The following is a 26,041-nucleotide window of genomic DNA, read 5'->3' on the forward strand; positions in this document are numbered from 1 at the left end:
TGTTTATGCAGGCTTGTCCTGCACAGGATTTTGCATAGAAAATGTCTATAACAAAAAAAGATACCATGTTTTTTTGAATTGGATTTGCCCCTTTCACTTTGGTAAGATGAAGGTAGTTTTACCAAAAGAAAAGGGGATATGATTATGAATCTGACAAGCTCTAAAAAAACGCTGCTCCTGTCCGGAGTGGCACTGGGAATACTGGCATGTATTCTCGCTTACTTTGGCAATCCAAAGAACATGGCAATCTGCGTGGCCTGCTTTATCAGGGACTCCGCAGGAGCCATGAAGCTTCACACCGCGGCGGTGGTGCAGTATTTCAGGCCCGAAATCGTGGGTTTTGTCTGCGGTTCCTTCCTGATTGCCCTGGCTACCAGGGAATACCGTTCCACGGCAGGGTCGTCTCCTATGCTGCGCTTTATCCTGGGTGTCATCATGATGATTGGCTCCCTGGCGTTTTTGGGATGCCCGCTGCGCATGGTAATCCGCATGGCGGCAGGTGATTTGAATGCGTATGTGGGATTCATCGGATTTGCAGCCGGAGTATTTACCGGAACAATCGCTTTAAAGAATGGATTTTCACTGGGAAGGGCCCACGAAACAGGAAAGATAAACGGGGCAGTGCTTCCGGTTGTCCTGGCGGTGCTGTTTGTGCTGAGTCTGACTACCACATTGTTTGCGTTCAGTGAAAAAGGTCCGGGCAGCATGCATGCGCCTGCTCTTCTTGCTTTGGTTGTGGCCCTGCTGTTTGGAGCCATAGCGCAGAAATGCAGGACCTGCTTTGCGGGCAGTATCCGTGACGTCATTTTAATGAGAAATTTTGATTTGATTACTGTAATCGGCGGACTGTTTGCGGTCATGCTGGTGTTTAATCTGGCTACAGGCGGATTCAAGCTTTCCTTTGCAGGACAGCCGGTTGCACATTCACAACATATCTGGAATATTCTGGGACTTTACGCCGTTGGCTTCGCTGCTGTCCTGGCAGGCGGATGCCCGCTGCGCCAACTGGTTTTAGCTGGCCAGGGTTCATCTGATTCCGCCGTGACATTCCTTGGACTTCTGGTGGGAGCTGCTTTCTGCCACAACTTTGGACTGGCCGCATCGGCGGCAGCGGCAGCCACCGCAGATACCCCCGCTGCGCCGGGCGGCCTTGTCATGGCTGGTAAGGTTGCGGTGATTGGATGCATTGTCATTCTGTTTATCATCGGGTTTGTGCCAAAGTCAGAGGAAGGGAAATAGGAGGTAAGAGATATGTATGAAGTGGATGCAAGAGGATTATCCTGTCCTGAACCTGTGATGCTGACCGCAGCAGCCCTCAAGAAGCACAAGGGTGAGTCTGTGAAGGTGCTGGTCAGTGAACCTCACACCAGGATGAATGTTGAGAAATACGCAAAGAGCCAGGGTAAGACGGCTACAGTAACCGAAAAAGGGTCTGAATTTGAGATTGTGATTGAATAATACAGATGTCCCGGATTCACAGCGTGTCTGAACCAGGGCTTCTGAAACCGGATGCTGCAGTGGAAGGCAGTCAGGCTGTTTGACAGCCTGGTGACAGTCTGCTGCAGCATATTTTTAGATACGAAAGGATTTATGGGATGAGAAAAAAAGAACCAAAATTAATTATTACGTTTCATACCACGGCTGAAGCCATTGCCATGGAGAAGCTTTGTAAGGAAAACCAAAAGTCAGGGAGGATGATACCGGTTCCCAGGGAAATATCCGCGGGCTGCGGCCTTGCCTGGTGCTGTGAACCTGACATGGAACAGGAAATGGCTGAGTTCATGAAGGAAAAGGGCATGGAGCATGAAGAAATGGTCCGGCTCATGTATTGATTTAGAGGGCATGGCTCAACGGTTGCGATTAGGGCGGAAAGGAAGGCGCTATCATGATTTATTTTGACAATGCAGCTACTACCATGAGAAAACCGGACTGTGTCATAGATGCAGTGGCGGATGCCATGAAGAATTTCGGCAATTCGGGCAGAGGAGCCCACGAGGCATCCCTGGACGCGTCCAGGATGATATACGAGACCAGGGAGCGAATCTCGGAATTGTTTAACCTGGGTAATCCCCTGCAGGTTGCATTTACCAGTAATTCCACGGAGAGCCTGAATACGGCCATCCAGGGCCTGTTCTCCGAAGGGGATCATGTGATTACCACGGTGCTGGAGCACAATTCTGTGCTTCGGCCTCTTTATCTTATGGAAAAACGGGGAATCAGCCTGACCATTCTGCCCTGTGATGAGCAGGGAGTCCTGTGTTATGACCGGCTGGAGGAAAGCATACGTCCGGAGACAAAGGCGGTGGTGTGTACCCATGCCTCCAACCTGACCGGCAACAGGATGGATTTGGACCGGATTGGTGAAATATGCCTCAGGCACGGAATCCGCCTGGTGGTAGATGCGTCCCAGACAGCGGGAGTCCTTCCCATTGACATGAAGAGGATGCATATAGACGTGCTGTGCTTTACTGGTCATAAGGGGCTTCTGGGCCCCCAGGGAACAGGCGGTATCTGTGTGGGGGACGGCATACACATAAGGCCCCTCAAGACAGGAGGAAGCGGTGTTCACACCTATTTGAAGGAACATCCCCGGGACATGCCCACGGCCCTGGAGGCAGGGACCCTGAACGGCCATGGAATCGCAGGCCTTCATGCAGCCCTTGGCTTTATAAAGGAAACCGGGGTGGAAATCATTCACCGGCGGGAGGCAGAACTGATGCGCCGTTTTTATGACGGCGTGGTGCAGATACCGGGAGTCCGGGTGTACGGCGATTTTTCTTCCGATGAGAGGGCGGCCATCGTGGCTCTGAATATCGGAGATTACGATTCCTCGGAGGTCAGCGACGAACTGGCTGTCACATACGGAATATCCACCCGCCCCGGCGCCCATTGTGCGCCTCTGATGCATGAATCCTTTAAGACCGTGGAACAGGGAATGGTGCGGTTCAGCTTTTCTTGCTTTAATACGGAGGAAGAGATAGATGCCGGGATTCAGGCCGTGAGGGAACTGGCGGCAGAGGAGTAGTCCGTTAAGTCTGGTGGTAACAAAAGAAACAATGACGGTGGAGGGAAAAAAACTTTTAGTTGGGCAATATACATATATAAAGATTAAAAATATCATAAAATATATGCAATAGTTCAGAATAACAAAAGAAATGTAAGAATAACAAATGGAAAAGCGCACAGTAAAGTCATATAATATGACTATCGGAGGTAAAAACTCCCAATGAATACGTGAACTGAAAATATGATATAAAAGGAGAGGTGTATTATGAAGAAACGGTTTTTAGCAGCTTCACTGGCAACAATGATGGTTTTAAGCCTGGCAGCATGCGGCGGCGGTGAAAAGGCGGCCGATACCACGGCAGCTCCTGCAGCCACAGAGGCACCGGCTGATACCAAAGCGGAGGACAAAGCAGAGGAGACTAAGGCAGAGGCGGAAGCTACAGGCGGGAAGGCTCCTGAGGATTATAAGGGAACCGTGGTGGTATATTCGCCCCATGACGCAGATCCTCTGAATGCAGGCGTTAACCTGTTCATGGAGAAGTATCCCAATGTCAAGGTTGAGGTAGTGGCGGCAGGTACCGGCGAGCTGTGCAACCGTATTGCGGCCGAGACAGCCAATCCCATCGCGGATGTACTGTGGGGCGGAGGCGCTGATTCCCTGGCAGCCTTCAAAGAATATTTTGAGCCCTATGTATGCGCTAACGACGAATTTATAGGAGCTGCTTACAAGGACCCGGACGGACTGTGGATTGGCGAGAGTCCGCTGCCAATGGTTATTTTCTATAACAAAGACTTGATTGAGAAGGACGGCCTGACCATTCCTGAGACATGGGAAGACCTGACAAAGCCTGAGTGGAAGGGCAAGATTGCGTACTGTCTGCCGTCCAAATCCGGTTCCGCTTACACACAGTTATGTACCATGATTTTGGGCCATGGCGGCAAGGAAGACGGTTGGGATTTCATCAAGAAATTATATGATAACCTGGACGGAAAGATTGTTGACTCTTCAGGCAAGTGCCATAAAATGGTGGCTGACGGTGAGTTCTATGTGGGACTGACTCTGGAGAAGGCCGCTGTGCAGTACAAGGATGACCCGTCGGTAGGATTTGTATATCCTAAGGACGGAACCAGCGCAGTACCGGATGGCGTGGCCCTGGTTAAGGGATGCCCCAATGAGGAGAACGCTAAGCTGTTTATTGATTTCGTTACATCTAAAGAGTGCCAGACAGAGCAGAGTGAAAACTGGGGCCGCCGTCCTGTAAGAAGCGACATGGAAGTTGGCGAAGGCATGGCTAAACTGGAGGACATTCCTCTGGTTGACTATGACTTTGACTGGGCAGCCAATGAGAAGGAAGCCATCATTGAGCATTTCAATGACATCATGGTAGATTAACCTGTGGGAGTATTGCGTATTATATATAAGCAGCAGAGATAAGAATCAGAGTAACACGGTGAAAAGGCTGTCCGGACCCGGAAGGGCGGGACAGTCTTTCACGTAAAGGATATGATTGAATCAGGATTGGAAGATGGGCCGGGATACAGGCAGCGTCAGCATATAAGGAGGAAACTGGTATGAGCCATGGAGTTATCATAAAGGACGCCGTTAAGAGGTACGGTGATTTTACAGCGTTAAAGGGAGTGAATCTGGAGATAAAACAGGGCGAATTTTTTACACTGTTAGGGCCCTCCGGATGCGGCAAGACCACCTTGCTTAGAATGATAGCGGGTTTTAACAGCGTGGACGGCGGAGAAATCCGCTTTGACGACAAGGTCATCAATAACCTGGAGGCCCACAAAAGGGATATCGGCATGGTGTTCCAGAACTATGCCATTTTCCCCCATCTGACTGTGGCAGAGAATGTGGCCTATGGTTTAAAGGCAAAAAAATATCCCAAAGACCAGATTCCCGGCAAGGTGGAGGAGGCCCTTGACCTGGTTCAGATTAAGAATCTGAAGGACAGAAAGCCTAACGAGCTGTCAGGCGGTCAGCAGCAGAGGGTGGCCCTTGCAAGGGCATTTGTCATAGAGCCGGGCGTGCTGCTGATGGATGAACCGCTGTCCAACCTGGATGCAAAGCTCAGGGTGCAGATGAGGACAGTCATCAAAAAGCTGCAGCGCCGGCTGGGGATCACCACTATTTATGTGACCCATGACCAGGAGGAGGCACTGGCCATCTCTGACCGTATCGCGGTTATCAAAGAGGGCGAGGTAATGCAGGTGGGATCCCCTGAGAATATATACAAAAAACCACAGAACACTTTTGTGGCAGGATTCATAGGGGTCTCCAATTTCGTGGAATGTGATGTAAACGGTGAAAATCCGGAGGCGGCTGTCCTTGATATCAAGGGCGAGTGCACGATTACATGCAGTCTGAAGGCTCCCTTTAAGGGAGAGGGCATCATTTCAGCCAGACCGGAGCAGCTGTTTTTTGACGAAAAGGAGGGTCTGCCGGGAAAAATCGTGATATCCACCTTCCTGGGAGATTTCATTGAATATGAGATTGAACTGGATAACGGACAGACCGTACAGCTCAACGAGTACACCAAGGATGTCCGGGAACTTCGCCCGGACGGACAGCGGGTCAAGGTTAACTTCGATATCAACGCGGTAGGAGTTTACGACGCCCGGAACCAGGAGGTGATTTCATGGTAAAGTCGCAAAAAAAGCTGGACTTTTGGTTCTGGGTCAAGGTACTGGTAGTGGGATTCATGCTTATTTTCCTGTTTTATCCCTTCTGCACCCTGATTACACGAAGCTTCTTTTCAAAAAATGCAGCCGGTTTTACCCTGGAGAACTATATCCGGTTCTTTACAAAAAAGTATTATTACAACGCCCTTGGGCGAAGCCTGTTTGTGTCCGTGGTCACCACACTCACAACATTGGTGGTGGGTGTGCCCATCGCTTATGTCATGTCCAGATATAATGTGGCGGGAAAGCGGTTCATCCACATTTTCATCATCATGAGCCTTATGAGCCCGCCCTTTATCGGGGCTTACAGCTGGATTACCCTGTTTGGACGTTCCGGTTTTATCACCAGTCTGTTTGCAAATATCGGCATCCATCTGCCAAGCATTTACGGCAAGATGGGTATTATCATCGTATTTACCTTTAAGCTGTTCCCATATGTGTATCTGTATACCTCAGGGGCCATGGGAAGCATTGATTCCAGCCTGGAGGAGGCCGCGGAGAATCTGGGAAGCAATAAGTTTCGCAGGCTGTGGACCATTACCCTTCCGGTGGTGCTTCCGTCCATCGCGGCTGGAGCCATCATGGTATTCATGACCAGCCTGGCTGATTTCGGAACCCCCATGCTCATCGGCGAGGGCTACATGGTTCTTCCGGTTCTGGTATACAATGAATACATGAGTGAGATTGGCGGCAACGCCCATCTGGCCAGCGCACTGTCTGTTATCATCGTGCTCTGTTCCACCACAGTGCTGCTGGTGCAGAAGTATTATGTATCCAGAAAGAATTACGTCATGACAGCCATGCGTCCGCCAAAGGAAGAGGTGCTTCGCGGATTCAAGCGTTTCCTGGTCACATTCCCTGTGATGCTGGTTACCTTTGTGGGAATCCTGCCTCAGATTGTGGTGCTCATCACCAGCTTTATCAAATGTGATTTCACGGGCTTCCAGAAAGGGTTCAGCCTGGGCAGCTATATCACCATATTCAACCGCCTGTGGACCAACATCAGGAATACATTTGTATTTTCCACGGTTGCCATTGTGTTCATCATAGCGCTGGGTATGCTGATTTCCTATATCGTGGTCCGCCAGAAGGGCGTGGCCGGGCAGCTGATGGACCTAATTATTATGTTTCCGTTTGTCATTCCCGGAGCTGTTCTCGGTATCAGCTTAATTGTTGCATTCAATAAGCCTCCAGTGATTCTTACAGGTACGGCCCTGATCATCATTATCGCCTTTGTGGTCAGGAAGCTGCCCTATACGGTTCGGTCGGGAAGCGCCTTCCTGCAGCAGATGGACCCAAGTGTGGAGGAGGCGTCCATCAGTCTGGGAGTGTCGCCCATGAAGACCTTCGGCAAGGTGACCGCCAGGCTCATGGCGCCCGGCGTCCTGTCCGGAGCCATCCTCAGCTGGATTACCTGTATCAATGAGCTGTCATCCAGCGTCATGCTCTATGGCGGCAAGACAAGTACCATCTCCGTAGCCATCTATACTGAGGTGGTCCGCAACAGCTATGGCACCGCGGCGGCGCTGGCGTCGATTCTGACTGTGAGTACGGTTGTCATGCTGCTGATATTCCTGAAGGTGAGCAAAGGAAAGGTGTCAATCGTGTAGTATGTGCAAAAGCCTGAAGCGTTTTGTGGAAACCTTCAGGCTTTTATGAGGAAAATGAGGAGAAAACATATGGTAAAGTTCGGGACGGGCGGCTGGAGAGCCATCATCGGGGAAGAATTTACAAAGGAGAACATACAGAAGCTGGCGCTGGCCATATGCCTTAAGATGAAGGAAGAAGGCGTGGAGAACCAGGGCGTTGTCATGGGGTATGACAGGCGGTTCCTTTCAAAGGAGGCCATCATATGGTCCTGCGAAATATTTGGAAACCAGGGAATCAGGGTGTGGTTCGTAAACCGCAGCTCGCCTACTCCCCTGGTAATGTTCTATGTGATGAAGCATGAGCTGAGCTACGGCATGATGGTGACAGCCAGCCATAATCCGGCCATCTATAACGGAATCAAGGTGTTTACATACGGGGGCCGGGATGCGGATGAGAGACAGACAGCGGAGATTGAGTATTACCTGGAACAGGCAGAGAAGCTCTATGAACCCAATGAGGAGGAAAACGGGCAGATGCCGCCTCCATCCTACCTGAAGCTTGTAAGGCAGGGCATGGTCAGGGAAATCAATCCCATGAACGAATATCTGGATAACATCATTTCCGTAATTAACATGGACGCCATCAAGGAGCGTGATTTGCGCGTTGCCATTGACCCCATGTACGGTGTGAGCCTGACTGCGCTGAGCACCATCCTTTCCGTTGCAAGGTGCACCATAGAAACCATTAATTCCAGGCACGACACCCTGTTTGGCGGAAAGATGCCGGCGCCCACGGAGCGTACTCTGCGGAATCTCCAGAATTATGTGCTGGACCGGTATTGTGATATCGGCATAGCCACGGACGGGGATGCGGACAGGCTGGGGGTCATTGATGACCAGGGACATTATCTCCACGCAAACGGCATACTGGTCATGCTCTATTATTACCTGCTGAAATACAAGGGATGGCGGGGACCTGCTGTGCGCAACCTGGCAACCACCCATGTGCTGGACAAGGTGGCGGAGAGCTTTGGACAGAAATGCTACGAGGTGCCGGTGGGATTCAAGCATATATCCGCGAAAATGCAGGAAACGGATGCCATTATAGGCGGCGAGTCCTCAGGAGGACTGACGGTAAAGGGACATATACACGGAAAGGACGGCATTTATGCGGCGGCACTTCTGGTGGAGATGATAGCTGTCAGCGGTAAGAAGCTGTCGGAGATTGCGGCGGATATCAGGAAGGAATATGGAGCCATCCATATGGCAGAGCGGGATTACAGGTTCACGCCTGAGGAAAAGGAACGAATCCATAACATCCTTATGGAGGAAAGGAAACTGCCGGAAATGCCCTTTGAGACAGACCATGTTTCCTATATGGACGGATGCAAGGTATATTTTAAGAACGGCGGCTGGGTTATCGCCAGATTCTCAGGTACAGAGCCTTTGCTTCGCATATTCTGTGAGATGGAGCATGAGCCGGATACGGTCAGGGTGTGCAATCTGTTTGAGGAGTATCTGGGACTGTAGGAAACGGACCGGACAGCGGGAGCGGCTGTTTGGGGCAGGCCTGAAGAAATATTTGAATCAGGGTTAATGAAGTCAAATGTTAAGGGGTTTAAGTATTATTGTACGATGGAGGCTGCGGTTTCATTGGCATGAGCCAGTGGGATCGCGGCCTTTTTTAGCAACGAGGAATATGGAGCACTGTCCATATCCTATGCAACCATTTCCATGATATGCTGTTTCTCCGGAGTGTAGATTGCGGAACATGTACCGCAGGCGCTGCAGCGGCGGTCATCCTTATTAAGAGTATCAGGGAAAATCAGGCTCTGGTTACAAAACCACAAACCGCACATAGGTCCGGTCATCAAAACTCCGGTTTCCTTTTACAAGCCCTTTTGTTCCTCTGTTTTCCCGGAGGCACTGAGGGTCCTTTTGCAGCAGTTCATCCAGGGCTTTCTCGCTTTCAGCCAAGGTGCCCTTTAATACGGGGTAGCCGTCGCTGGACAGCACGACCTGGGTTTGGGGCGGCACCGGATAGACGGATACATGATGAGGCTGGATGGCAAAACCGTCAAGCACATCATAACCATAGGGCCGGTCCCGGTTGGCCAGCAGGAACTGGCTGCGCAGCAGAGGAAGGATGCAGGCCCGGCCCGGGTCATGGCGGGCTAATTCATCCTCGGATCTTCCTAAAATAAGTTCAGCCTGGTTATAGAGACAGCGGATTTCCGCCATGAGGCCGTCAATTTCCTTGCTGTGGGAGTGAAGGGTATCTCCTATAAGGCACTGACAGTCCCCAAAGGCCCACACCTCCTTTTTCTGACAGCTATACAGGATGACTACTGCCTGGAGCCGTTCCTCAGGGTGGTCCCTCAGGAAATCGCGGCGGCCGCCGGCGGCCGTTGCCAGGGCCTGGTTTAAATATTCCATTGCAGAAGCGGCGTCAATGCCGGGCTCCATGGTTTTAAGAGCCTGTGTCAGTATTTCCCTGGCATAGCGCCCGCTGGTCATAGGAGGAAGAAAACCGGCTCCGCCCTCTGACGGCTCCGGCCATGTAAGCTCTCCCTTGCTGGTGACACCGTCTATGACAGCGATAAAGTCACTGCTGATAAAAAGGCCGTCCTCGCATGTTTGCTGGTCCGGGTATTTGGAGCAGATAAATTGTTCAATGATTTGGACTCCCATATTGTTTGCCTCCGTTTAACGATAATTCCCGCGTTCTGTCTTAAGGGTAACACGGGACGGGAATGATTTCAATGGCTTCGTCAATGGAAAAATAGGTTTTTCTCTGGTATAATGTAGCAAACGGGACTGATTGGCATTGAGGCGCCAATGCCAGGGGGGAGGAACGGACATTAAGATGAAAGAGACTGTCATGGGTATGAAGGCAGATGTGAGGAGTATGAAGGCGGCTTCGAGGGGGATGAAGGCGGCTGTAAGGAGTATAAAAGCGGCGGCCGCCGGCCCAGGCAGGGCTGCCGGGGGAAAACGAAAATTCACATTCTCCATCCTGTGCCTTTTCTGCACGGCTGTTCTTTCTTCGTGCCAGTCAGGGCCGGAGACAGCTCCCATGCCTGCTGTGCCGGACCTGGTTCTCTATACGGCTCAGGAGGAAGAGATATACGAACCCATCATCAAGGAATTTGAGGAGCGAACCAACCTGATGGTGAAGGTGGAACGGGGGTCCTCCGAGGAAATGACAGGCAGGCTGGAGTATGAGGAGGAAAGGCCGGATTGGGATGTGGTGTTCGGAGTGGGCATAGAGACACTGGAACAGTCTAAGGAACATTGGCAGGTATATAAAAGTCCGGAAGCAGCGTTTATAACAGAGAGCTTCCAATGTGAGGATAACCGGTGGACCAGCTTCTCCGCCCTGCCCCTGGTCATCATGTACAATACAAATGTGGTGACCTACCGCGAACTGCCGGTGGGATGGAACAGCCTTCTGGAGCCCAGGTGGAAGGGAAGGATTGCCTTTGTGGACCCGCGTAGGTCTGATGTGTATTCGGCTGCCCTTGTGACGGCTGTCCATACATGGGAGAAAAGGGGGGATTACCTGGAACAGTTTATGGAAAATCTGGAATACGGCACCCTGAACAGCATGCAGGAAGTAAATGCCGGTATCCTGGATGGGCGGTATTCCCTTGGGGTCACCATGGAGGAGTCCGCCCAGGCTCTGCTGTCAGAGGGGGCCGACGTGGATTATATCTATCCCCAGGAGGGGACCACGGCCCTTCCGGACGGTACGGCCATTGTAAAGGGATGCTCGAATCCTGACGCTGCCAGGCAGTTTCTGGATTTTACGGTGAGCAGGGATACCCAGAGGATTCTGGTGTCTGACTTAAACCGCCGTTCCGTGAGAAGCGATGTGCCGCCGCTGCCGGGACTTTCTCCCATTGGCAGGCTGCCGTTGATTGAGATGGACCTGGAGGAGCTTACCAGGGAAAAGAAGGACGTACTGGCCAGGTGGAACGGCATTCTGTCCCGGCGGGAAGGGAGGCCTGTGGAATGAAGTGGTACAGGAGACTCTCTTTTAAGGCCAGGGTATTCCTGGGCTGCCTTCTGGTGGCTTTGGTGCCCCTTACATTTTCAAGTGTTGTGATGATGCGTCTGTTTACAGCCTCAATCAACCGTCAGATAACCGTGGACGGAAACCAGCAGCTGGAAGAAGTCAGGGAACGGTTTACCCAGCTGTTAGAGAATTGCCAGAAAGCCTGTGAAACGCTGACAGAGGACGGTTCCGCGGCCTGGGTCATGATTGACAATAAGACCATAGAGTTCCAGAAGGATTTGTATTTGTCCATGTACCAGGCGGTTCAGGAGATTTACAGCCATGCGCAGTTTTGCATCTACGACGCTGGCGGAAAACTGCGTTTTACGACGGATACAGCGCCTAAGAGCAGCCGTCTGCCTGTGAATTGGGGACTGCTCAACAAGGCGTCGGAGGAACAGGGAATCACCTATTACAGGACGGACCCTTACCTGCCGTCATCCGGCAGCGACGTTCTGATGCAGGGTGCATTCTCTCTGGAGAGCACCCATGGTGCCAGAACCGGGTATGTGGTGCTGAACTTTACCAGGGAAAATTTCGACAACGTGCTGAACGGTTTTTATTCGTCCGGCGATACGCTGCTGGTACTGGATTCCCACCAAAAGCCCCTTTACTGTTCCAGGCCGGAATACGGGGAGCGTGAAATCAGTGATATTATAGGGCACACCATATCGGGCCAGGGCGGGACGGAGAAAAAGGGGGTTTATACCAAATATCTGTGGACCAGGGAACCTTCCCAGGGCTTCTACATCCTGCTGCGCTGTTCGGCACCCATCAGCGCCCCGGCCGTGCGCACCATGGGTACGGTTAGCCTTGCGCTGTCCGGCCTGGGACTGGTGCTCTGCCTCCTCATAGCAGGCGCGTTGTCCCGGAGCATCGGCCAGCCGGTGAGCCTGTTGGACAAGGCCATGGCAAAGGTGAAGAAGGGGGATTTGTCCATCCGCATCCGCACCAACCGTCAGGATGAACTGGGCAGGCTGACAGAAAGCTTTAACCAGATGACCGGGGACCTTCAGAAGTACCTGGATGATACGGTGCAGAAGCAGAAGGATTTAAATAAGACCACCCTCAGGCTGTATCAGACCCAGCTGAATCCCCATTTCCTCTATAATACCCTGGATTCCATCAAATGGAGCGCCAGGATCAACCAGGTGCCTGAGATTGCGGTGCTGGCGGAAAATCTGGCTGTCATCCTGAGAAAGAGCATATCCAGCCGGCCCTTCATCACCCTGAGGGAGGAGTTGGAGACCATCGAGAGCTATGTGGAGATACAGAAAATACGTTTTACAGGACGGTTCCTGTATGAGACAGAGATACCGGATCAGCTGGAGGACTGTATGGTGCCCAAGATGATATTGCAGCCCCTGGTTGAGAACGCCATCATCCATGGGCTGGAAGGATGCGAGCACGGCTACATCTGCATTTACGCGTTCCAGAAAGAGGGAATACTGAACATATCGGTGACTGACGACGGATGCGGCATGAGCCGGGGGATGGCGGACTGGATTAACAGCGGCGCTCCGGCAAAGAGGGACGGCCATCTGGGATTATACAATGTTATCAACATATTGAAAATATATTACGGACAGGAGTATGGTATGAAGGCAGCTGTCACGGAGGATGGGACTACCGTCACCCTCAGGCTGCCGGTTCAGAAGGAGGTACCGGATGTATAAAGTCATTGTGGTGGAAGACGAGACAATGGTCAGGCGGGGGATTATCCTGACCATTGACTGGGCGGCCCTGGACTGTGTGATTGCAGGGGAGGCTGCGAACGGGGAGGAAGGGGCAGAGCTGGCGGTCCGCCTGTCCCCGGATATAATTGTGACGGATGTGAAGATGCCCAGAATGGACGGCGTGGAGATGATAACAAAACTGCGGGAACAGGGCTGCCGCGCCAAATTTATTATCCTGACCGCCTACAGCGATTTTAAATACGCCCAGAGCGCCCTGAGGCTGGGAGTCAGCGATTATCTACTGAAGCCTTTGAGGGACGGAGATTTGGAACATGCGGTGGGGCACATCAGAGAGCGGATGGAAGAACGCCCGCCAAGGGAGGAGGAAACAGACGCTGCCCCGGTCCTGCGCTTTCATTCCGATAAAAAATCCAAGAACAAGTATGTGGAGGCGGCCACCCGGTATATCAGGGAACATTACCGGGAAGATATCACCATCAGTACCGTAGCCGCTTTTCTGGAAATCAGCGAGGGATACTTAAGCAGAGTCTTTAAGAAGGAAACCGACTACACCTTTACCAACTATCTGGCCTATTACCGGATGCAGATTGCCATGAACCTGTTAAAGGACTGCAGGGTAAAGGTATACGAGGTGGCGGACCAGGTGGGATATTCAGATACAGCCTATTTCAGCGCGCAGTTTAAGAAGATACTGGGGGTATCACCGTCGGAGTATCAGGACAGGTGCAGATAGCTGCAACAGTCCGGACAGGTTATAATAAACAGGGAAAGCAGGGAAAAATGTAGTACTATACATTGAAAAATTCTTATGCTATACTTATTGAGGATGTCTGTCCCTGCCGGGATGGAGGTCCGGATATACCGGTTTAGGGCATTTTCAGGATTTTTGGAAACCAGGCCGGCAGCGTAAGGGGGAACCAATCACTATGTTGGGATTTAACGATATATTAGGACATGAACAAATAAAGGAACATTTCCGCAACGCAGTGCAGACAGGGAAGGTTTCCCATGCTTATATACTGAGCGGCGAGGCAGGCATGGGAAGGAAATCCCTGGCTAACGCATTTGCCCTCAGCCTGCTTTGCGAGAAGGGGACGGCAAAGCCCTGTATGCAGTGCCATGCCTGCAGGCAGGTACTTTCCGGAAACCACCCGGATCTTATTTACGTGACACATGAAAAGCCCGCCAGCATCGGCGTGGACGATATAAGGGAGCAGATTAATGATACCATCCAGGTACGTCCCTACAGCAGTTATTATAAGATATATATAGTGGATGAGGCGGAGAAGATGACCGTACAGGCGCAGAATGCCCTTCTTAAGACCATTGAAGAGCCCCCTGCCTATGCAGTTATCCTGCTTTTGACCACCAATCAGGACGCGTTCCTGCCCACCATCCTGTCAAGGTGTGTGCAGCTTAAGCTGAAGCCCTTAAAGGATTCTGTGGTGAAGGAATATCTGGTTCAGTCTCTGGGAGAAAATGAGAGCGAGGCTGATATTTATGCCGCTTTTGCCAGGGGCAATCTGGGCAAGGCCATCCATCTGGCCCGGTCAGAGGCGTTTGGGGTGATGTACAGGGAGATGCTCCATCTCCTGAAGCACATCAAGGATACGGATATATCCGGGCTTTTAGACTACATCCACAAGGTTAAGGAGGAGAACCTGGATATCCGGGAATGCCTGGACTTTATGCAGATGTGGTACAGGGATATCCTGATGTATAAAACCACAAAGGATATTAACCTGCTGATATTCAAGGATGAATTCTCCGCTGTCAAGAGTATCAGCACCACAAGCGGCTATGACGGTCTGGAGAAAATTCTGGAAGCCATTGACAAGGCCAGAATCAGGCTGGACGCCAACGTGAACACCGAACTGGTCATGGAGCTGATGCTTCTTACCATGAAGGAGAATTAGAACGTGTCAGGGCTGTAAGAGAAGGAGAACACAGAATGATTACAGTAATCGGGGTGCGCTTCCGCACCGCAGGAAAGATATATTATTTTGACCCCGCAGGCCGCCGGATTAAAACAGGCGACCACGTCATCGTGGAGACGGCCAGGGGCATTGAATACGGGTATGTGGTCCTGGGAAACCGGGAAGTGGATGAATCCAAGGTGGTCCCGCCCTTAAAATCAGTTATCCGCATGGCGACGGATGAGGATGAGGCGGCAGAGGCCAGGAACAAGCAGAAGGAAAGGGATGCCTTTAAAATCTGCCAGGAAAAAATCAAAAAGCATCACCTGGAGATGAAGCTCATTGACGCCGAATACACATTTGACAACAACAAGGTGCTGTTTTACTTTACTGCCGACGGCAGAATTGATTTCAGGGAGCTGGTGAAGGACCTGGCCAGCGTGTTTAAGACCAGGATTGAGCTGCGCCAGGTAGGAGTCAGGGACGAGACTAAAATTATGGGAGGCATCGGCATCTGCGGAAGGGCGCTTTGCTGCCATTCCTATCTGTCTGAATTCATTCCTGTGTCCATCAAGATGGCAAAGGAACAGAACCTCTCCCTGAATCCCACCAAGATATCAGGTGTGTGCGGACGCCTTATGTGCTGCCTTAAAAATGAAGAGGAAACATACGAGGTGTTAAACAGCAAGCTTCCCAATCCGGGAGACTATGTGACCACAAGCGACGGGTTAAAGGGCGAGGTACACAGCGTCAACGTGCTGCGCCAGCAGGTTAAGGTCATTGTGACCGTGGAACGGGACGAGAAAGAAATCAGGGAATACAAGGTGGACCAGCTCAAGTTCAAGCCCAGGAAAAAGAAGGGCAAAGGCGGCGGGGAAAAGCACGGAGGCGACACGCCGGACGCAGAGCTTAAACAGCTGGAAGCCCTTGAGAAGAAGGAAGGAAAGTCGAAGCTGGATGACAACTGATACAGTTACGGTGAAACACACTTGGCGTCAGGAAGGTACCATCATGCTGCGGGACGACGAGCGGATCGATGATTTGCAGCGCAACCATTACGGAATTATCCAGAGGAAGGGCGCATTCTGCTTTGGCATGGACGCCGTCCTTCTGTCCGGCTTCGCCGTTGTGAAAAAGGGGGAAAAGGTGCTGGACCTGGGAACAGGCACGGGCATCATCCCCATCCTCCTGACGGCTAAGACTGAGGGAAGCCACTTTACCGGTCTGGAGATACAGGAAGAGTCGGCGGACATGGCCAGGCGGAGTGTGGCATATAATCATCTGGAAGGCAAGGTAGACATCGTCACCGGCGATTTAGTGGAGGCCAGCAGGTTATTTGCACTGGCTTCTTTTGATGTGGTAACAGCCAATCCCCCTTATATGAATGAATCCCATGGGCTTAAGAATCCCGGGGATGCCAAGGCCATTGCCCGCCATGAGGTGAAGTGTACGCTGGAGGATGTGGTGAGGGAGGGAACCCGGGTACTGAAGCCGGGAGGCCGTTTCTGCATGGTCCACAGGCCCAGACGGCTGATTGAAATTATTACTGTCATGAAGCGCCATGGCCTGGAGCCAAAGCGCATGAAGATGGTTCACCCTTATGCGGACCGGGAGGCCAACATGGTGCTCATAGAGGCCGTGAGGGGAGGCGGTCCTCTCCTTAAGATGGAAGCCCCGGTCATTGTCTTTGATCAGAACGGGGAGTATTCACGGGAGATACGGACCACCTACGGATATTGACGGATTATCAGACTTATGAGGGAAAGCGTCTAAAAAAACAGACGCAAAGCGCCCAATGGATAGAAGGGAGAGGCTCATGGCAGGAACACTTTATCTCTGCGCCACGCCAATCGGCAATCTGGAGGATATTACCTTCAGGGTACTCAGGACATTAAAGGAAGTGGATTTGATTGCGGCAGAGGATACACGCCACAGCATCAAGCTTCTGAATCATTTTGATATAAAAACGCCCATGACCAGCTACCACGAGTATAACAAGGTGGACAAGGCCAGATACCTGGTGGGCCGGCTGGAGGAAGGGGTGAACATAGCCCTGATTACGGACGCGGGCACCCCCGGTATATCGGATCCGGGAGAGGAGCTGGTAAGGCAGTGCTATGAGGCGGGAATCCAGGTCACCTCCCTACCCGGTCCGGCAGCGTGTATCACGGCCCTCACCATGTCGGGGCTTTCCACCAGGAGATTCTGCTTTGAGGCCTTTCTTCCCTCTGAGAAGGGGGATAAAAAGGAGCGTGCCAGAATCCTGGAGGAGCTGAAGCGGGAGACCAGGACCATTATCGTGTATGAGGCGCCCCACCATCTGGCGAGAACCCTTGAAGATTTATATAAAGTCCTTGGAGACAGGAACATAACCATATGCAGGGAGCTTACGAAAAAATATGAGGCAGCCTGCAGGACCACGTTCCGGGAATCCCTGGAACGCTGCCGTGAGGAAGAGCCTAGAGGTGAGTGTGTCATAGTAATAGAAGGAAAGCCGCTGGAAGAGCTGCGAAAGGAGCAGATAAGCCGCTGGGAGGAGATGGAAATCCAGGAGCATCTGGCCTGCTATACGGACCAGGGCATGGATAAGAAGGAAGCCATGAAGGCCGTGGCAAGGGACCGGGGAATCACAAAGCGGGATGTGTACCAGAAACTTCTGTAAATGGACGCAAGAGCATAAGATATAGAAAAAACCTGCGGCTTATGTGCCTTCTGATTTTGAGAAGGAGCCGCAGGTTCTCTCTATGTACGTGTTTTGATTACTCGGTGACATTAAGGCCGGCTAACTTAGCCAGCGCAACAACGGACTGACGGGATACTTTCTTGCCCTCATATTCCAGCAAATCGTCAGTGCTTCCGGTGAAGATGTCAGCACATTCTGCCTTCTTCAGGATAATGCAGTCATCCTGAACCGTAATTTCAAGACCATCTTTCACATCCAAATCAAGGCTTCTTCTTAATTCGATGGGAAGGGTGATTCTGCCGAGTTCATCCAATTTACGGATAACACCTGTAGTTTTCATGGTTAATACCCCCTTGTGAAATGTATTCGCCCCATTTGTACAAGTCTAACTTACCAAATTCAGGGAGCAAAGTCAATATATGTAAATGTCAGAATTGGTAAGAAATGTAAGAGAACAGTAAAGTTAACAAAAAGCGACAAAAATATTTCTTGACAAATACTTACGTTTCCTGTAGTATTACTTTGATGTTCAAAGTATTTCCTCTGAGCAAGCAAAAGAAGGAAGGCAGGAGTCCGCTGATTGCTGATGGATTCGGGATGGGTAAGAAGAATGACAACAAGAATCGTAGGAACCGGTTCCTATGTACCGGAGCAGATTGTGACCAATGACGACCTTGCAAAGATTGTGGAGACCAACGACGAGTGGATCCGCAGCCGGACGGGGATAGGGGCGAGAAGGATTGCCACAAACGAAAGTACCTCCTATATGGCGGCTGAAGCCTCAGTCAATGCGCTGGAGAATGCAGGTGTAAAACCTGAGGAAATAGACCTTATACTGCTGGCTACCTCATCGCCGGATTACTGTTTTCCCAATGGGGCATGTGAGGTACAGGGCAGGATAGGCGCGATAAACGCGGCCTGCTTTGACATAAGCGCGGCCTGCACCGGTTTTGTCTACGCGCTGAACACAGCCCATGCGTTCATAAGCAGCGGCATCTATAAGACGGCCTTGGTGATTGGCGCGGATGTGCTCAGCAAGCTGATTGACTGGACGGACCGGGGAACCTGTGTGTTATTTGGAGACGGCGCGGGCGCAGTGGTGGTAAAGGCCGATGAAACCGGTATTCTGGGAATGAACATGCACTCAGACGGAACAAAAGGCGGAGTGCTGACCTGCGGTTCCAGGACCAATGGAAATTTCCTCCTGGGCAAGAAGCCGGAGCTGGGATATATGACCATGGACGGCCAGGAAGTATTCAAATTCGCAGTAAAAAAGGTACCCCAGTGTATCACCGAGGTGCTGGAAGACACAGGAGTGAAGGCGGAGGACGTCAGGTACTTTGCAATCCATCAGGCCAATTACCGGATCATTGAATCCATAGCAAAACGCCTGAAGGTAAATGTGGACCGTTTCCCGGTCAACATGGAACACTATGGCAATACATCAGGGGCATCGGTTCCCATCCTGTTAGATGAGATGAACCGGAAGGGAATGCTTTCAGCCGGAGATAAAGTGGTGCTGTCCGGATTCGGTGCGGGCCTTACCTGGGGTGCGGCACTGTTGGAGTGGTAAAAATAAAATTATAATATAAATTAAGAAAATGTAAAAGGAGAACAACAACCATGTTAGAGAAAATGAAAGAAATTATTGCAGAGCAGTTAAGCGTAGAGGCAGACTCTGTTACAGAGGCTTCCTCCTTCAAAGAAGATTTAGGCGCTGATTCCTTAGACCTGTTCGAGCTGGTTATGGCTCTTGAGGATGAGTACTCCGTAGAGATTCCTGCTGAGGACTTAGAGCAGTTAACCACTGTGGGCGAGGTTATGAACTACTTAAAAGGCAAGGGCGTAGAGGCATAAATAGCAGATAGGGTTTGACAACGGCGTGTGGATGAATTGAAGCACGCTGTTACTTTAATAGGGGAGAACCCAGGAAATGTAGAGCTGGAGGTAGAACAATGAAAACAAGAATTACAGAAATGTTAGGAATTGAATATCCTATTATTCAGGGCGGCATGGCCTGGGTAGCAGAACACAACCTGGCAGCTGCCGTATCCGAGGCAGGCGGTTTCGGACTGATTGGCGGTGCTAACGCACCTGGGGAAGTGGTGCGCGACGAGATTCGCAAGGCCAGGGAGCTGACAGATAAGCCTTTTGGCGTTAATGTCATGCTGCTGAGTCCCCATGCGGACGATGTGGCAAAGGTGGTTGTGGAGGAAGGCATCAAGGTGGTTACCACCGGCGCCGGAAACCCCGAAAAATATATGGAAATGTGGAAGGCAGCGGGCATTAAGGTGATTCCCGTGGTTGCAAGCGTGGCCCTGGCCCGCCGTATGGAGAAGTATGGGGCGGACGCAGTGGTGGCTGAGGGCATGGAGTCCGGCGGCCATATAGGAGAGCAGACCACCATGACTCTGGTTCCCCAGGTAGCGGACGCTGTTTCCATTCCGGTTATCGCGGCAGGCGGTATCGGAGACGGAAGAGGAATGGCCGCGGCTTTTATGCTGGGCGCTGAGGCAGTCCAGATGGGAACCAGGTTTGTGGTTGCCAAAGAGTCCATTGTACATGAAAATTATAAGCAGCGCATTATCAAGGCCAAGGACATTGATTCCACGGTTACAGGACGCAGCCACGGCCATCCTGTAAGAGGACTCAGGAACCAGATGACCAGGGAATACATCAAGCTGGAGCAGGAGGGCAAGTCCTTTGAGGAGCTGGAGTACCTGACTCTGGGAACCCTGCGCAAGGCAGTCATGGAAGGCGATGTAAACAGGGGAACCGTTATGGCCGGACAGATTGCAGGTATGATATCCAAGGAGCAGACCTGCAAGGAGATGATTGAGGAAATCATGGCGCAGGCAGGAAAATTGATGCATTGGAATTAGGGACCTGGGACGCAGGCGCCGGATTGGATGGAAACAAACAGGATTTAAGATAAGGAGATTACAGGTATGAGCAAGATTGCATTTATTTTCCCTGGACAGGGAGCCCAGGCCTGCGGAATGGGTAAGGATTTCTATGAGCAGACTGAGACCGGAAAAAGAATCTTTGACAAGGCGACACAGTTAATGGGATTTTCCATGCCCCAGCTGTGCTTTGAGGAAAATGACAGGCTGGATATCACGGAATACACCCAGGCAGCCATGGTAACCGCCAGCATCGCCATGATGCGTGTTCTGGAAGAAAATGGAATCAAGCCGGATGTGGCGGCGGGACTCAGCCTTGGAGAATACTGCGCCCTGGCAGCGGCCGGAGTCATGAGTGATGAGGATGCCATCCGGACGGTCCGCCAGAGGGGAATACTTATGCAGGAGGCTGTACCTGTGGGCGAGGGCGCCATGGCAGCCATTCTGGCCCTGGACGCGGCAGTGATTGAAGAAGTGACAGGAGCCATGGAAGGCGTGTGGATTGCCAATTATAACTGTCCGGGACAGATTGTAATTTCCGGTGAGAAGGCAGCTGTGGAAGAAGCGTGTGAGAAGTTAAAGGCAGCCGGGGCAAAGAGGGCAGTGATGTTAAATGTCAGCGGCCCCTTCCATTCCGGTATGCTGACAGCCGCAGGCGAAAAGCTGGGACAGGTCCTTTCCCGGGTGGAGCTTCATGAGCCCCGGATTCCTTATGTGGCCAATGTGACGGCACAGTATGTAAAGAGCGCCGGAGAGGTGAAGGAACTGCTTACAAGGCAGGTTTCATCCTCAGTCAGATGGCAGCAGAGCGTGGAGGCCATGATTGGGGACGGCGTGGACACCTTCATCGAGATTGGCCCCGGTAAGACCCTGGCCGGTTTCATGAGGAAGATAAGCCGGGACGTGAAGACCCTCAATGTGGAAAAATTAGAAGATATCGGTAAAGCAGTGGAAGCACTTAAATCATAAGCAGGAGGAGAGACCATATGCTGGAAGGAAAGATTGCACTGGTAACAGGCGCAAGCCGCGGAATCGGCCGTCAGATTGCCCTTACACTGGGCCGGGAAGGCGCAGCCGTAATCGTAAATTATAATGGCTCTGCGGCAAAGGCAGAGGAAGTAGTGAAGGAAATCGAAGCAGCAGGAGGCAGGGCAGAGGCGGTTCAGTGCAATGTTTCCGATTTTGAGAGCTGCGGCAGGATGATGGCGGACGTGGTTTCCAGGTATGGCCGTCTGGATATCCTGGTGAACAACGCGGGAATCACCAGGGACAACCTGCTCATGAAGATGTCAGAGGAAGATTTCGACGCTGTCATCAGCACTAACCTGAAGGGCGTATTTAACTGCATCAAGCACATTTCCCGCCAGATGTTAAAGCAGAAGGCAGGAAGAATCATCAACATCTCCTCCGTATCAGGGGTTCTGGGCAACGCGGGCCAGGCCAATTACTGCGCGGCCAAGGCCGGCGTCATCGGCATCACCAAATCAGCTGCCAGGGAGCTGGCCAGCAGGGGAATTACGGTGAATGCGGTGGCTCCTGGTTTCATTGCCACGGAGATGACCGATGTTCTCAGTGACAGCGTAAAGGCAGCTGCCACGGAGCAGATTCCAATGAAACATTTCGGAAGCACGCAGGACATTGCAGAGACAGTTGCTTTCCTGGCTTCCGATAAGGCAGGATATATCACAGGCCAGGTCTTAAGCGTAGACGGCGGAATGGCCATGTAGGATGCCCCGGAATACGTTCCGGGCTGTAAAAGAACAGGAGTGAGATTAGTATGAAAACAAGAGTAGTAGTAACCGGCATGGGCGCCATTACTCCCATTGGAAATGATGTGGAGAGCTTCTGGCAGGGACTTAAGGATAAGACAGTTGGAATCGGCCCCATTACTTATTTTGACACAACCGAATATAAGTGCAAGCTGGCCGCGGAGGTAAAGGGATTTGCCCCCAAACAGTACATGGATGCCAAGGCAGCCCGCCGTATGGAGGCATTTTCACAGTTTGCGGTGGCTGCCTCCAAGGAAGCTCTGGAGCAGTCCGGCATTGATATGGAGAAGGAGGATCCCTACCGCGTAGGCGTGTGCGTGGGATCCGGCATCGGCTCTCTCCAGGCCATGGAAAAGGATGTGAAGAAGCTTAACGAGAAGGGACCCAGCCGTGTGAATCCCCTTCTGGTTCCCCTCATGATAAGCAACATGGCAGCAGGCAATGTTGCCATCCAGTTCGGACTTAAGGGAAAATGCTTCAACGTGGTAACTGCATGCGCAACCGGAACCCATTCCATCGGTGAGGCATTCCGTTCCATTCAGTACGGCGAGGCGGATGTGATGGTGGCCGGCGGAGCAGAGGCCAGCATTACGCCAATCGGCATTGCGGGATTTACCTCCCTTACAGCTCTGAACACCACAGAGGACGCTTCCAGGGCATCCATCCCCTTTGACGAGGACAGGAATGGTTTTGTTATGGGCGAGGGAGCAGGCGTGGTAGTGCTGGAGTCCCTGGAACACGCAAAGGCCAGAGGAGCCAATATCCTGGCAGAGGTAGTGGGATACGGCGCCACCTGTGACGCATTCCACATCACTTCCCCGGCAGAGGACGGAAGCGGCGCTGCCCGTGCCATGGAGAACGCCATGAAGGATGCAGGCATCACGGCGGAGGATATTGACTATGTCAATGCCCACGGCACCAGCACCCATCACAATGATTTGTTTGAGACAAAGGCCATCAAGCTGGCTTTGGGAGACCATGCGGAAAAGGTGAAGATCAACTCCACCAAATCCATGATTGGCCATCTCCTGGGAGCAGCAGGCGGCGTGGAGTTTATCACCTGTGTGAAGTCCATCCAGGATGGATTTGTCCATGCCACAGCAGGACTTAAGAAGCCGGGAGAGGGCTGCGATCTGGATTACACCATGGGCGACGGCGTATCCATGAACGTGGATGTGGCCATCAGTAATTCCCTGGGATTTGGCGGACATAATGCCAGCCTGATTGTTAAAAAGTTCAGCGAATAATAGGAGGCCATGAGCTATGAACGTAGATGAAATCATAAAATTGATGCAGGCAGTTTCCGAAAACGGGCTGACCAGCCTGGAGTTAAAGGAAGGGGAGCTTAAGCTTTCGCTGAAGCGTGAAAAAGAGATGCCTCAAATTGTGACGGTAAGCGCTCCTTCCGCAGACGCGGTGTCCATGCAGATGGCAGCTGTGCAGAACGGCCTGGCAGGCCCGTCCATGATGTCCCCGGCCATGATGCCCCAGGGCGTGATGACGCCTCAGGCAGCCCGGGATACGGCTTCCGGCGCTGATATCGGTTCAGACAAGGTAGTTACCTCCCCCTTAGTGGGAACCTTCTACAATGCCTCCTCACCGGATGCAGCACCCTTTGTACAGGCGGGAGATACCGTGAAAAAGGGCCAGGTACTGGGAATTATCGAAGCCATGAAGCTGATGAATGAGATTGAGAGCGAATACGACGGCGTAGTGGAAGCTGTCCTTGTGAACAACGAGGAAGTGGTGGAATACGGCCAGCCATTGTTCCGCATCAAATAACATCAAAAGACGGAGGGATTTAGGGATATGTTGATGGGAGTTAAAGAAATCCAGGAAATCATACCGCACAGGCATCCTTTCCTGCTGGTGGACTGTATCGAGGAGCTGGAACCGGGCGTGCGCGCCGTTGGCTATAAATGCGTGACCTATGATGAGTCATTTTTCAAGGGACACTTTCCCCAGGAGCCGGTCATGCCGGGCGTGCTGCTGATTGAGGCCCTGGCCCAGACAGGGGCAGTCGCCATTCTGTCCCAGGAAGGGTTCAAGGGAAAGGTGGCTTATTTTGGCGGCATCGAAAAGGCCAAGTTCAAACGCAAGGTAGTGCCGGGCGACAAGGTAAAGCTGGAATGCGAAATCATCAAGCAGAAGGGACCGGTTGGCGTGGGCAAGGCCACCGCAACGGTTGACGGAAAGCTGGCGGTGAGCGCAGAGCTTACATTCATGGTAGGTTAGGGAATCGAGGGAGAATGCCGATGTTTAACAAGATTTTGATTGCCAATAGAGGTGAGATTGCGGTCCGCGTTATCCGGGCCTGCCGTGAGATGGGAATTCAGACCGTGGCCGTATATTCCGAGGCTGACAGGGACTGTCTTCACACCATGCTGGCTGACGAGGCCATCTGTATCGGGCCGGCGCCGTCCACGGACAGTTATCTGAATATTGAGAGGATTCTGGCTGCAACGGTGGCCATGAAGGCGGACGCCATCCATCCGGGATTCGGCTTCCTGTCTGAGAATGCCAGGTTTGCCAAGCTGTGCGCCGAGTGCAATATTGCGTTTATCGGACCCAGCGCGGAAATCATCAATAAGATGGGCAATAAATCCGAAGCCCGAAAGACCATGATGGAAGCCGGGGTGCCTGTGGTGCCTGGCAGCAGGGAACCGGTGCACACGGCTGAGGACGGTCTGGCTATGGCAAAAGAAACCGGCTTCCCGGTGATGATTAAGGCATCATCCGGCGGCGGCGGTAAGGGCATGAGGATTTCCAGGAGCCAGGAGGACTTTACGGAGCTGTTCAACGCGGCTCAGATGGAATCGGTTAAGGGATTTTCCGACGACACCATGTATATTGAGAAATACATTGAAAAGCCAAGGCATGTGGAATTCCAAATCATGGCCGACAAGCACGGCAATGTGGTACATCTGGGAGAGCGTGACTGCTCCATCCAGAGACGCCACCAGAAGGTGCTGGAGGAAGCCCCCTGTGATGTGATTTCCCCCGGCCTGCGAAAAGCCATGGGCGACACCGCTGTAAAGGCAGCCAAGGCAGTGGGATATGAGAACGCGGGAACCATTGAATTCCTTCTGGATAAGGATAAGAACTTCTATTTCATGGAGATGAATACCAGGATTCAGGTTGAGCATCCTGTTACTGAGATGGTCACGGGAATGGACCTGATTAAGGAGCAAATCCGGGTGGCGGCAGGGGAAAACTTAAGCGTCAGCCAGGAGGATGTGAGGATTGAAGGCCATGCCATTGAGTGCCGTATCAATGCCGAGAATCCGGCTAAGAACTTTATGCCCTGTCCGGGACGCATCACCAATGTTCACATTCCCGGAGGCAACGGAGTCCGTGTGGACACTCATATTTACAATGATTATAAGGTGCCTGCAAACTATGACTCCATGCTGATGAAGCTGATAGTGTATGACAAGGACCGGGAGGCAGCCATCTCCAAGATGCGCAGCGCCCTGGGTGAGGTAATCATAGAGGGAATTGAGACAAATATCAACTTCCAGTACGAAATCCTGGAAAATGATGCATTCCAGCAGGGAGATACAGATACCAGCTTTATTGAGAAGCATTTCCCGGACTATGTGCGGTGATTTTGCTTCCCTGGCGGAAAGGAAACTTTGACGATACTAAGCTCGAAAAGACCTTGCTGAGTATTGCGAAGTTCTTTCCCGCGTAAACGCCTGGAGGACAGGCGCTAAGCGCTCAATGCAAGTGC

At 51.9% G+C, this 26,041-nt stretch carries 26 protein-coding genes; 24 read left to right on the forward strand and 2 right to left on the reverse strand.

Annotated elements, in window-relative coordinates; all coding sequences use genetic code 11:
• The first annotated feature begins 144 nt into the window (after positions 1-144).
• The 8 genes from yedE to LA360_RS18865 all read left to right on the forward strand — a co-directional run bounded on the left by yedE (position 145) and on the right by LA360_RS18865 (position 8,813).
• Positions 145-1,239 (forward strand): YedE family putative selenium transporter, encoded by a 1,095-nt coding sequence (gene yedE / locus LA360_RS18830; RefSeq protein WP_112481475.1) that lies wholly within the window; start codon positions 145-147, stop codon positions 1,237-1,239.
• Positions 1,240-1,251: 12 nt separating this feature from the next.
• Entirely contained in the window at positions 1,252-1,458 is a 207-nt protein-coding gene (locus LA360_RS18835; protein WP_002584567.1) for a sulfurtransferase TusA family protein, read from the forward strand.
• A 137-nt stretch (positions 1,459-1,595) separates the two neighbouring features.
• On the forward strand, positions 1,596-1,832 hold the full coding sequence (locus tag LA360_RS18840) for a putative Se/S carrier protein (RefSeq protein ID WP_002584566.1): 237 nt from the start codon (positions 1,596-1,598) through the stop codon (positions 1,830-1,832).
• Positions 1,833-1,885: 53 nt separating this feature from the next.
• Positions 1,886-3,025, forward strand: coding sequence for an aminotransferase class V-fold PLP-dependent enzyme (locus LA360_RS18845; protein WP_002594193.1), 1,140 nt, complete (start codon positions 1,886-1,888; stop codon positions 3,023-3,025).
• Between the two features lie 246 nt (positions 3,026-3,271).
• A complete protein-coding gene (locus tag LA360_RS18850) occupies positions 3,272-4,399 on the forward strand; it encodes an ABC transporter substrate-binding protein (RefSeq protein WP_002594192.1) in 1,128 nt (375 codons plus the stop codon).
• Between the two features lie 179 nt (positions 4,400-4,578).
• A complete protein-coding gene (locus LA360_RS18855) occupies positions 4,579-5,658 on the forward strand; it encodes an ABC transporter ATP-binding protein (protein ID WP_002594191.1) in 1,080 nt (359 codons plus the stop codon).
• A complete protein-coding gene (locus LA360_RS18860; RefSeq protein WP_002594190.1) occupies positions 5,652-7,304 on the forward strand; it encodes an ABC transporter permease in 1,653 nt (550 codons plus the stop codon). Before LA360_RS18855 ends, LA360_RS18860 begins: the two co-directional genes overlap by 7 nt.
• Positions 7,305-7,373: 69 nt before the next feature.
• On the forward strand, positions 7,374-8,813 hold the full coding sequence (locus LA360_RS18865; RefSeq protein WP_002594189.1) for a phosphoglucomutase/phosphomannomutase family protein: 1,440 nt from the start codon (positions 7,374-7,376) through the stop codon (positions 8,811-8,813).
• A gap of 306 nt (positions 8,814-9,119) precedes the next feature.
• Here the strand turns inward: LA360_RS18865 and LA360_RS18870 are convergent, their stop codons facing one another.
• The gene (locus tag LA360_RS18870) at positions 9,120-9,974 is read right to left on the reverse strand and encodes a hypothetical protein (protein ID WP_022203399.1); all 855 of its coding nucleotides are present in this window, start codon (positions 9,972-9,974) and stop codon (positions 9,120-9,122) included.
• Positions 9,975-10,149: 175 nt separating this feature from the next.
• Here LA360_RS18870 and LA360_RS18875 point away from each other — a divergent pair, with 175 nt between their 5' ends.
• The 7 genes from LA360_RS18875 to rsmI all read left to right on the forward strand — a co-directional run bounded on the left by LA360_RS18875 (position 10,150) and on the right by rsmI (position 17,615).
• Complete coding sequence (locus LA360_RS18875; RefSeq protein ID WP_002594186.1) at positions 10,150-11,301, forward strand: ABC transporter substrate-binding protein; 1,152 nt, start codon at positions 10,150-10,152, stop codon at positions 11,299-11,301.
• Complete coding sequence (locus LA360_RS18880; protein ID WP_022203398.1) at positions 11,298-13,016, forward strand: sensor histidine kinase; 1,719 nt, start codon at positions 11,298-11,300, stop codon at positions 13,014-13,016. The genes LA360_RS18875 and LA360_RS18880 overlap by 4 nt, the downstream gene beginning before the upstream one ends.
• Positions 13,009-13,770 carry a response regulator transcription factor gene (locus LA360_RS18885; protein WP_002594184.1) on the forward strand — a complete coding sequence of 254 codons (762 nt, stop codon included), beginning with the start codon at positions 13,009-13,011 and terminating at the stop codon, positions 13,768-13,770. The genes LA360_RS18880 and LA360_RS18885 overlap by 8 nt, the downstream gene beginning before the upstream one ends.
• A gap of 193 nt (positions 13,771-13,963) precedes the next feature.
• A complete protein-coding gene (holB, locus tag LA360_RS18890) occupies positions 13,964-14,953 on the forward strand; it encodes a DNA polymerase III subunit delta' (protein ID WP_022203397.1) in 990 nt (329 codons plus the stop codon).
• Between the two features lie 35 nt (positions 14,954-14,988).
• Positions 14,989-15,921, forward strand: a complete 933-nt coding sequence (locus tag LA360_RS18895; RefSeq protein WP_002594182.1) for a PSP1 domain-containing protein — start codon at positions 14,989-14,991, stop codon at positions 15,919-15,921.
• On the forward strand, positions 15,911-16,693 hold the full coding sequence (locus tag LA360_RS18900) for a tRNA1(Val) (adenine(37)-N6)-methyltransferase (RefSeq protein WP_051077474.1): 783 nt from the start codon (positions 15,911-15,913) through the stop codon (positions 16,691-16,693). Before LA360_RS18895 ends, LA360_RS18900 begins: the two co-directional genes overlap by 11 nt.
• Positions 16,694-16,769: 76 nt before the next feature.
• Positions 16,770-17,615, forward strand: coding sequence for a 16S rRNA (cytidine(1402)-2'-O)-methyltransferase (gene rsmI / locus LA360_RS18905; RefSeq protein ID WP_112481476.1), 846 nt, complete (start codon positions 16,770-16,772; stop codon positions 17,613-17,615).
• Positions 17,616-17,712: 97 nt separating this feature from the next.
• Here rsmI and LA360_RS18910 read toward each other — a convergent pair whose 3' ends face one another.
• A complete protein-coding gene (locus LA360_RS18910) occupies positions 17,713-17,976 on the reverse strand; it encodes an AbrB/MazE/SpoVT family DNA-binding domain-containing protein (protein ID WP_002565794.1) in 264 nt (87 codons plus the stop codon).
• Positions 17,977-18,246: 270 nt separating this feature from the next.
• Between LA360_RS18910 and LA360_RS18915 the strand changes: the two genes are divergently transcribed.
• The 9 genes from LA360_RS18915 to LA360_RS18955 all read left to right on the forward strand — a co-directional run bounded on the left by LA360_RS18915 (position 18,247) and on the right by LA360_RS18955 (position 25,916).
• Positions 18,247-19,209, forward strand: coding sequence for a beta-ketoacyl-ACP synthase III (locus tag LA360_RS18915; RefSeq protein WP_038292510.1), 963 nt, complete (start codon positions 18,247-18,249; stop codon positions 19,207-19,209).
• A gap of 50 nt (positions 19,210-19,259) precedes the next feature.
• Positions 19,260-19,493 (forward strand): acyl carrier protein, encoded by a 234-nt coding sequence (gene acpP, locus LA360_RS18920; protein WP_002594178.1) that lies wholly within the window; start codon positions 19,260-19,262, stop codon positions 19,491-19,493.
• Positions 19,494-19,591: 98 nt separating this feature from the next.
• Positions 19,592-20,518 (forward strand): enoyl-[acyl-carrier-protein] reductase FabK, encoded by a 927-nt coding sequence (gene fabK, locus LA360_RS18925; RefSeq protein WP_002594177.1) that lies wholly within the window; start codon positions 19,592-19,594, stop codon positions 20,516-20,518.
• 66 nt (positions 20,519-20,584) lie between these two features.
• Positions 20,585-21,508: an ACP S-malonyltransferase gene (fabD, locus tag LA360_RS18930; RefSeq protein ID WP_002594176.1), complete on the forward strand. Its 924-nt coding sequence runs from the start codon at positions 20,585-20,587 to the stop codon at positions 21,506-21,508.
• A gap of 17 nt (positions 21,509-21,525) precedes the next feature.
• Entirely contained in the window at positions 21,526-22,266 is a 741-nt protein-coding gene (fabG, locus tag LA360_RS18935; RefSeq protein ID WP_002594175.1) for a 3-oxoacyl-[acyl-carrier-protein] reductase, read from the forward strand.
• A 50-nt stretch (positions 22,267-22,316) separates the two neighbouring features.
• On the forward strand, positions 22,317-23,555 hold the full coding sequence (gene fabF, locus LA360_RS18940; protein ID WP_089775941.1) for a beta-ketoacyl-ACP synthase II: 1,239 nt from the start codon (positions 22,317-22,319) through the stop codon (positions 23,553-23,555).
• Between the two features lie 16 nt (positions 23,556-23,571).
• The gene (accB, locus tag LA360_RS18945) at positions 23,572-24,090 is read left to right on the forward strand and encodes an acetyl-CoA carboxylase biotin carboxyl carrier protein (protein WP_002594173.1); all 519 of its coding nucleotides are present in this window, start codon (positions 23,572-23,574) and stop codon (positions 24,088-24,090) included.
• Positions 24,091-24,117: 27 nt separating this feature from the next.
• Positions 24,118-24,543, forward strand: a complete 426-nt coding sequence (gene fabZ / locus LA360_RS18950; RefSeq protein WP_002594172.1) for a 3-hydroxyacyl-ACP dehydratase FabZ — start codon at positions 24,118-24,120, stop codon at positions 24,541-24,543.
• Positions 24,544-24,563: 20 nt separating this feature from the next.
• Entirely contained in the window at positions 24,564-25,916 is a 1,353-nt protein-coding gene (locus LA360_RS18955) for an acetyl-CoA carboxylase biotin carboxylase subunit (RefSeq protein WP_089775939.1), read from the forward strand.
• Positions 25,917-26,041 lie beyond the last annotated feature (125 nt).

Origin of the sequence: Enterocloster clostridioformis (assembly GCF_020297485.1) — a bacterium.
Lineage (GTDB): Bacteria > Bacillota > Clostridia > Lachnospirales > Lachnospiraceae > Enterocloster > Enterocloster clostridioformis.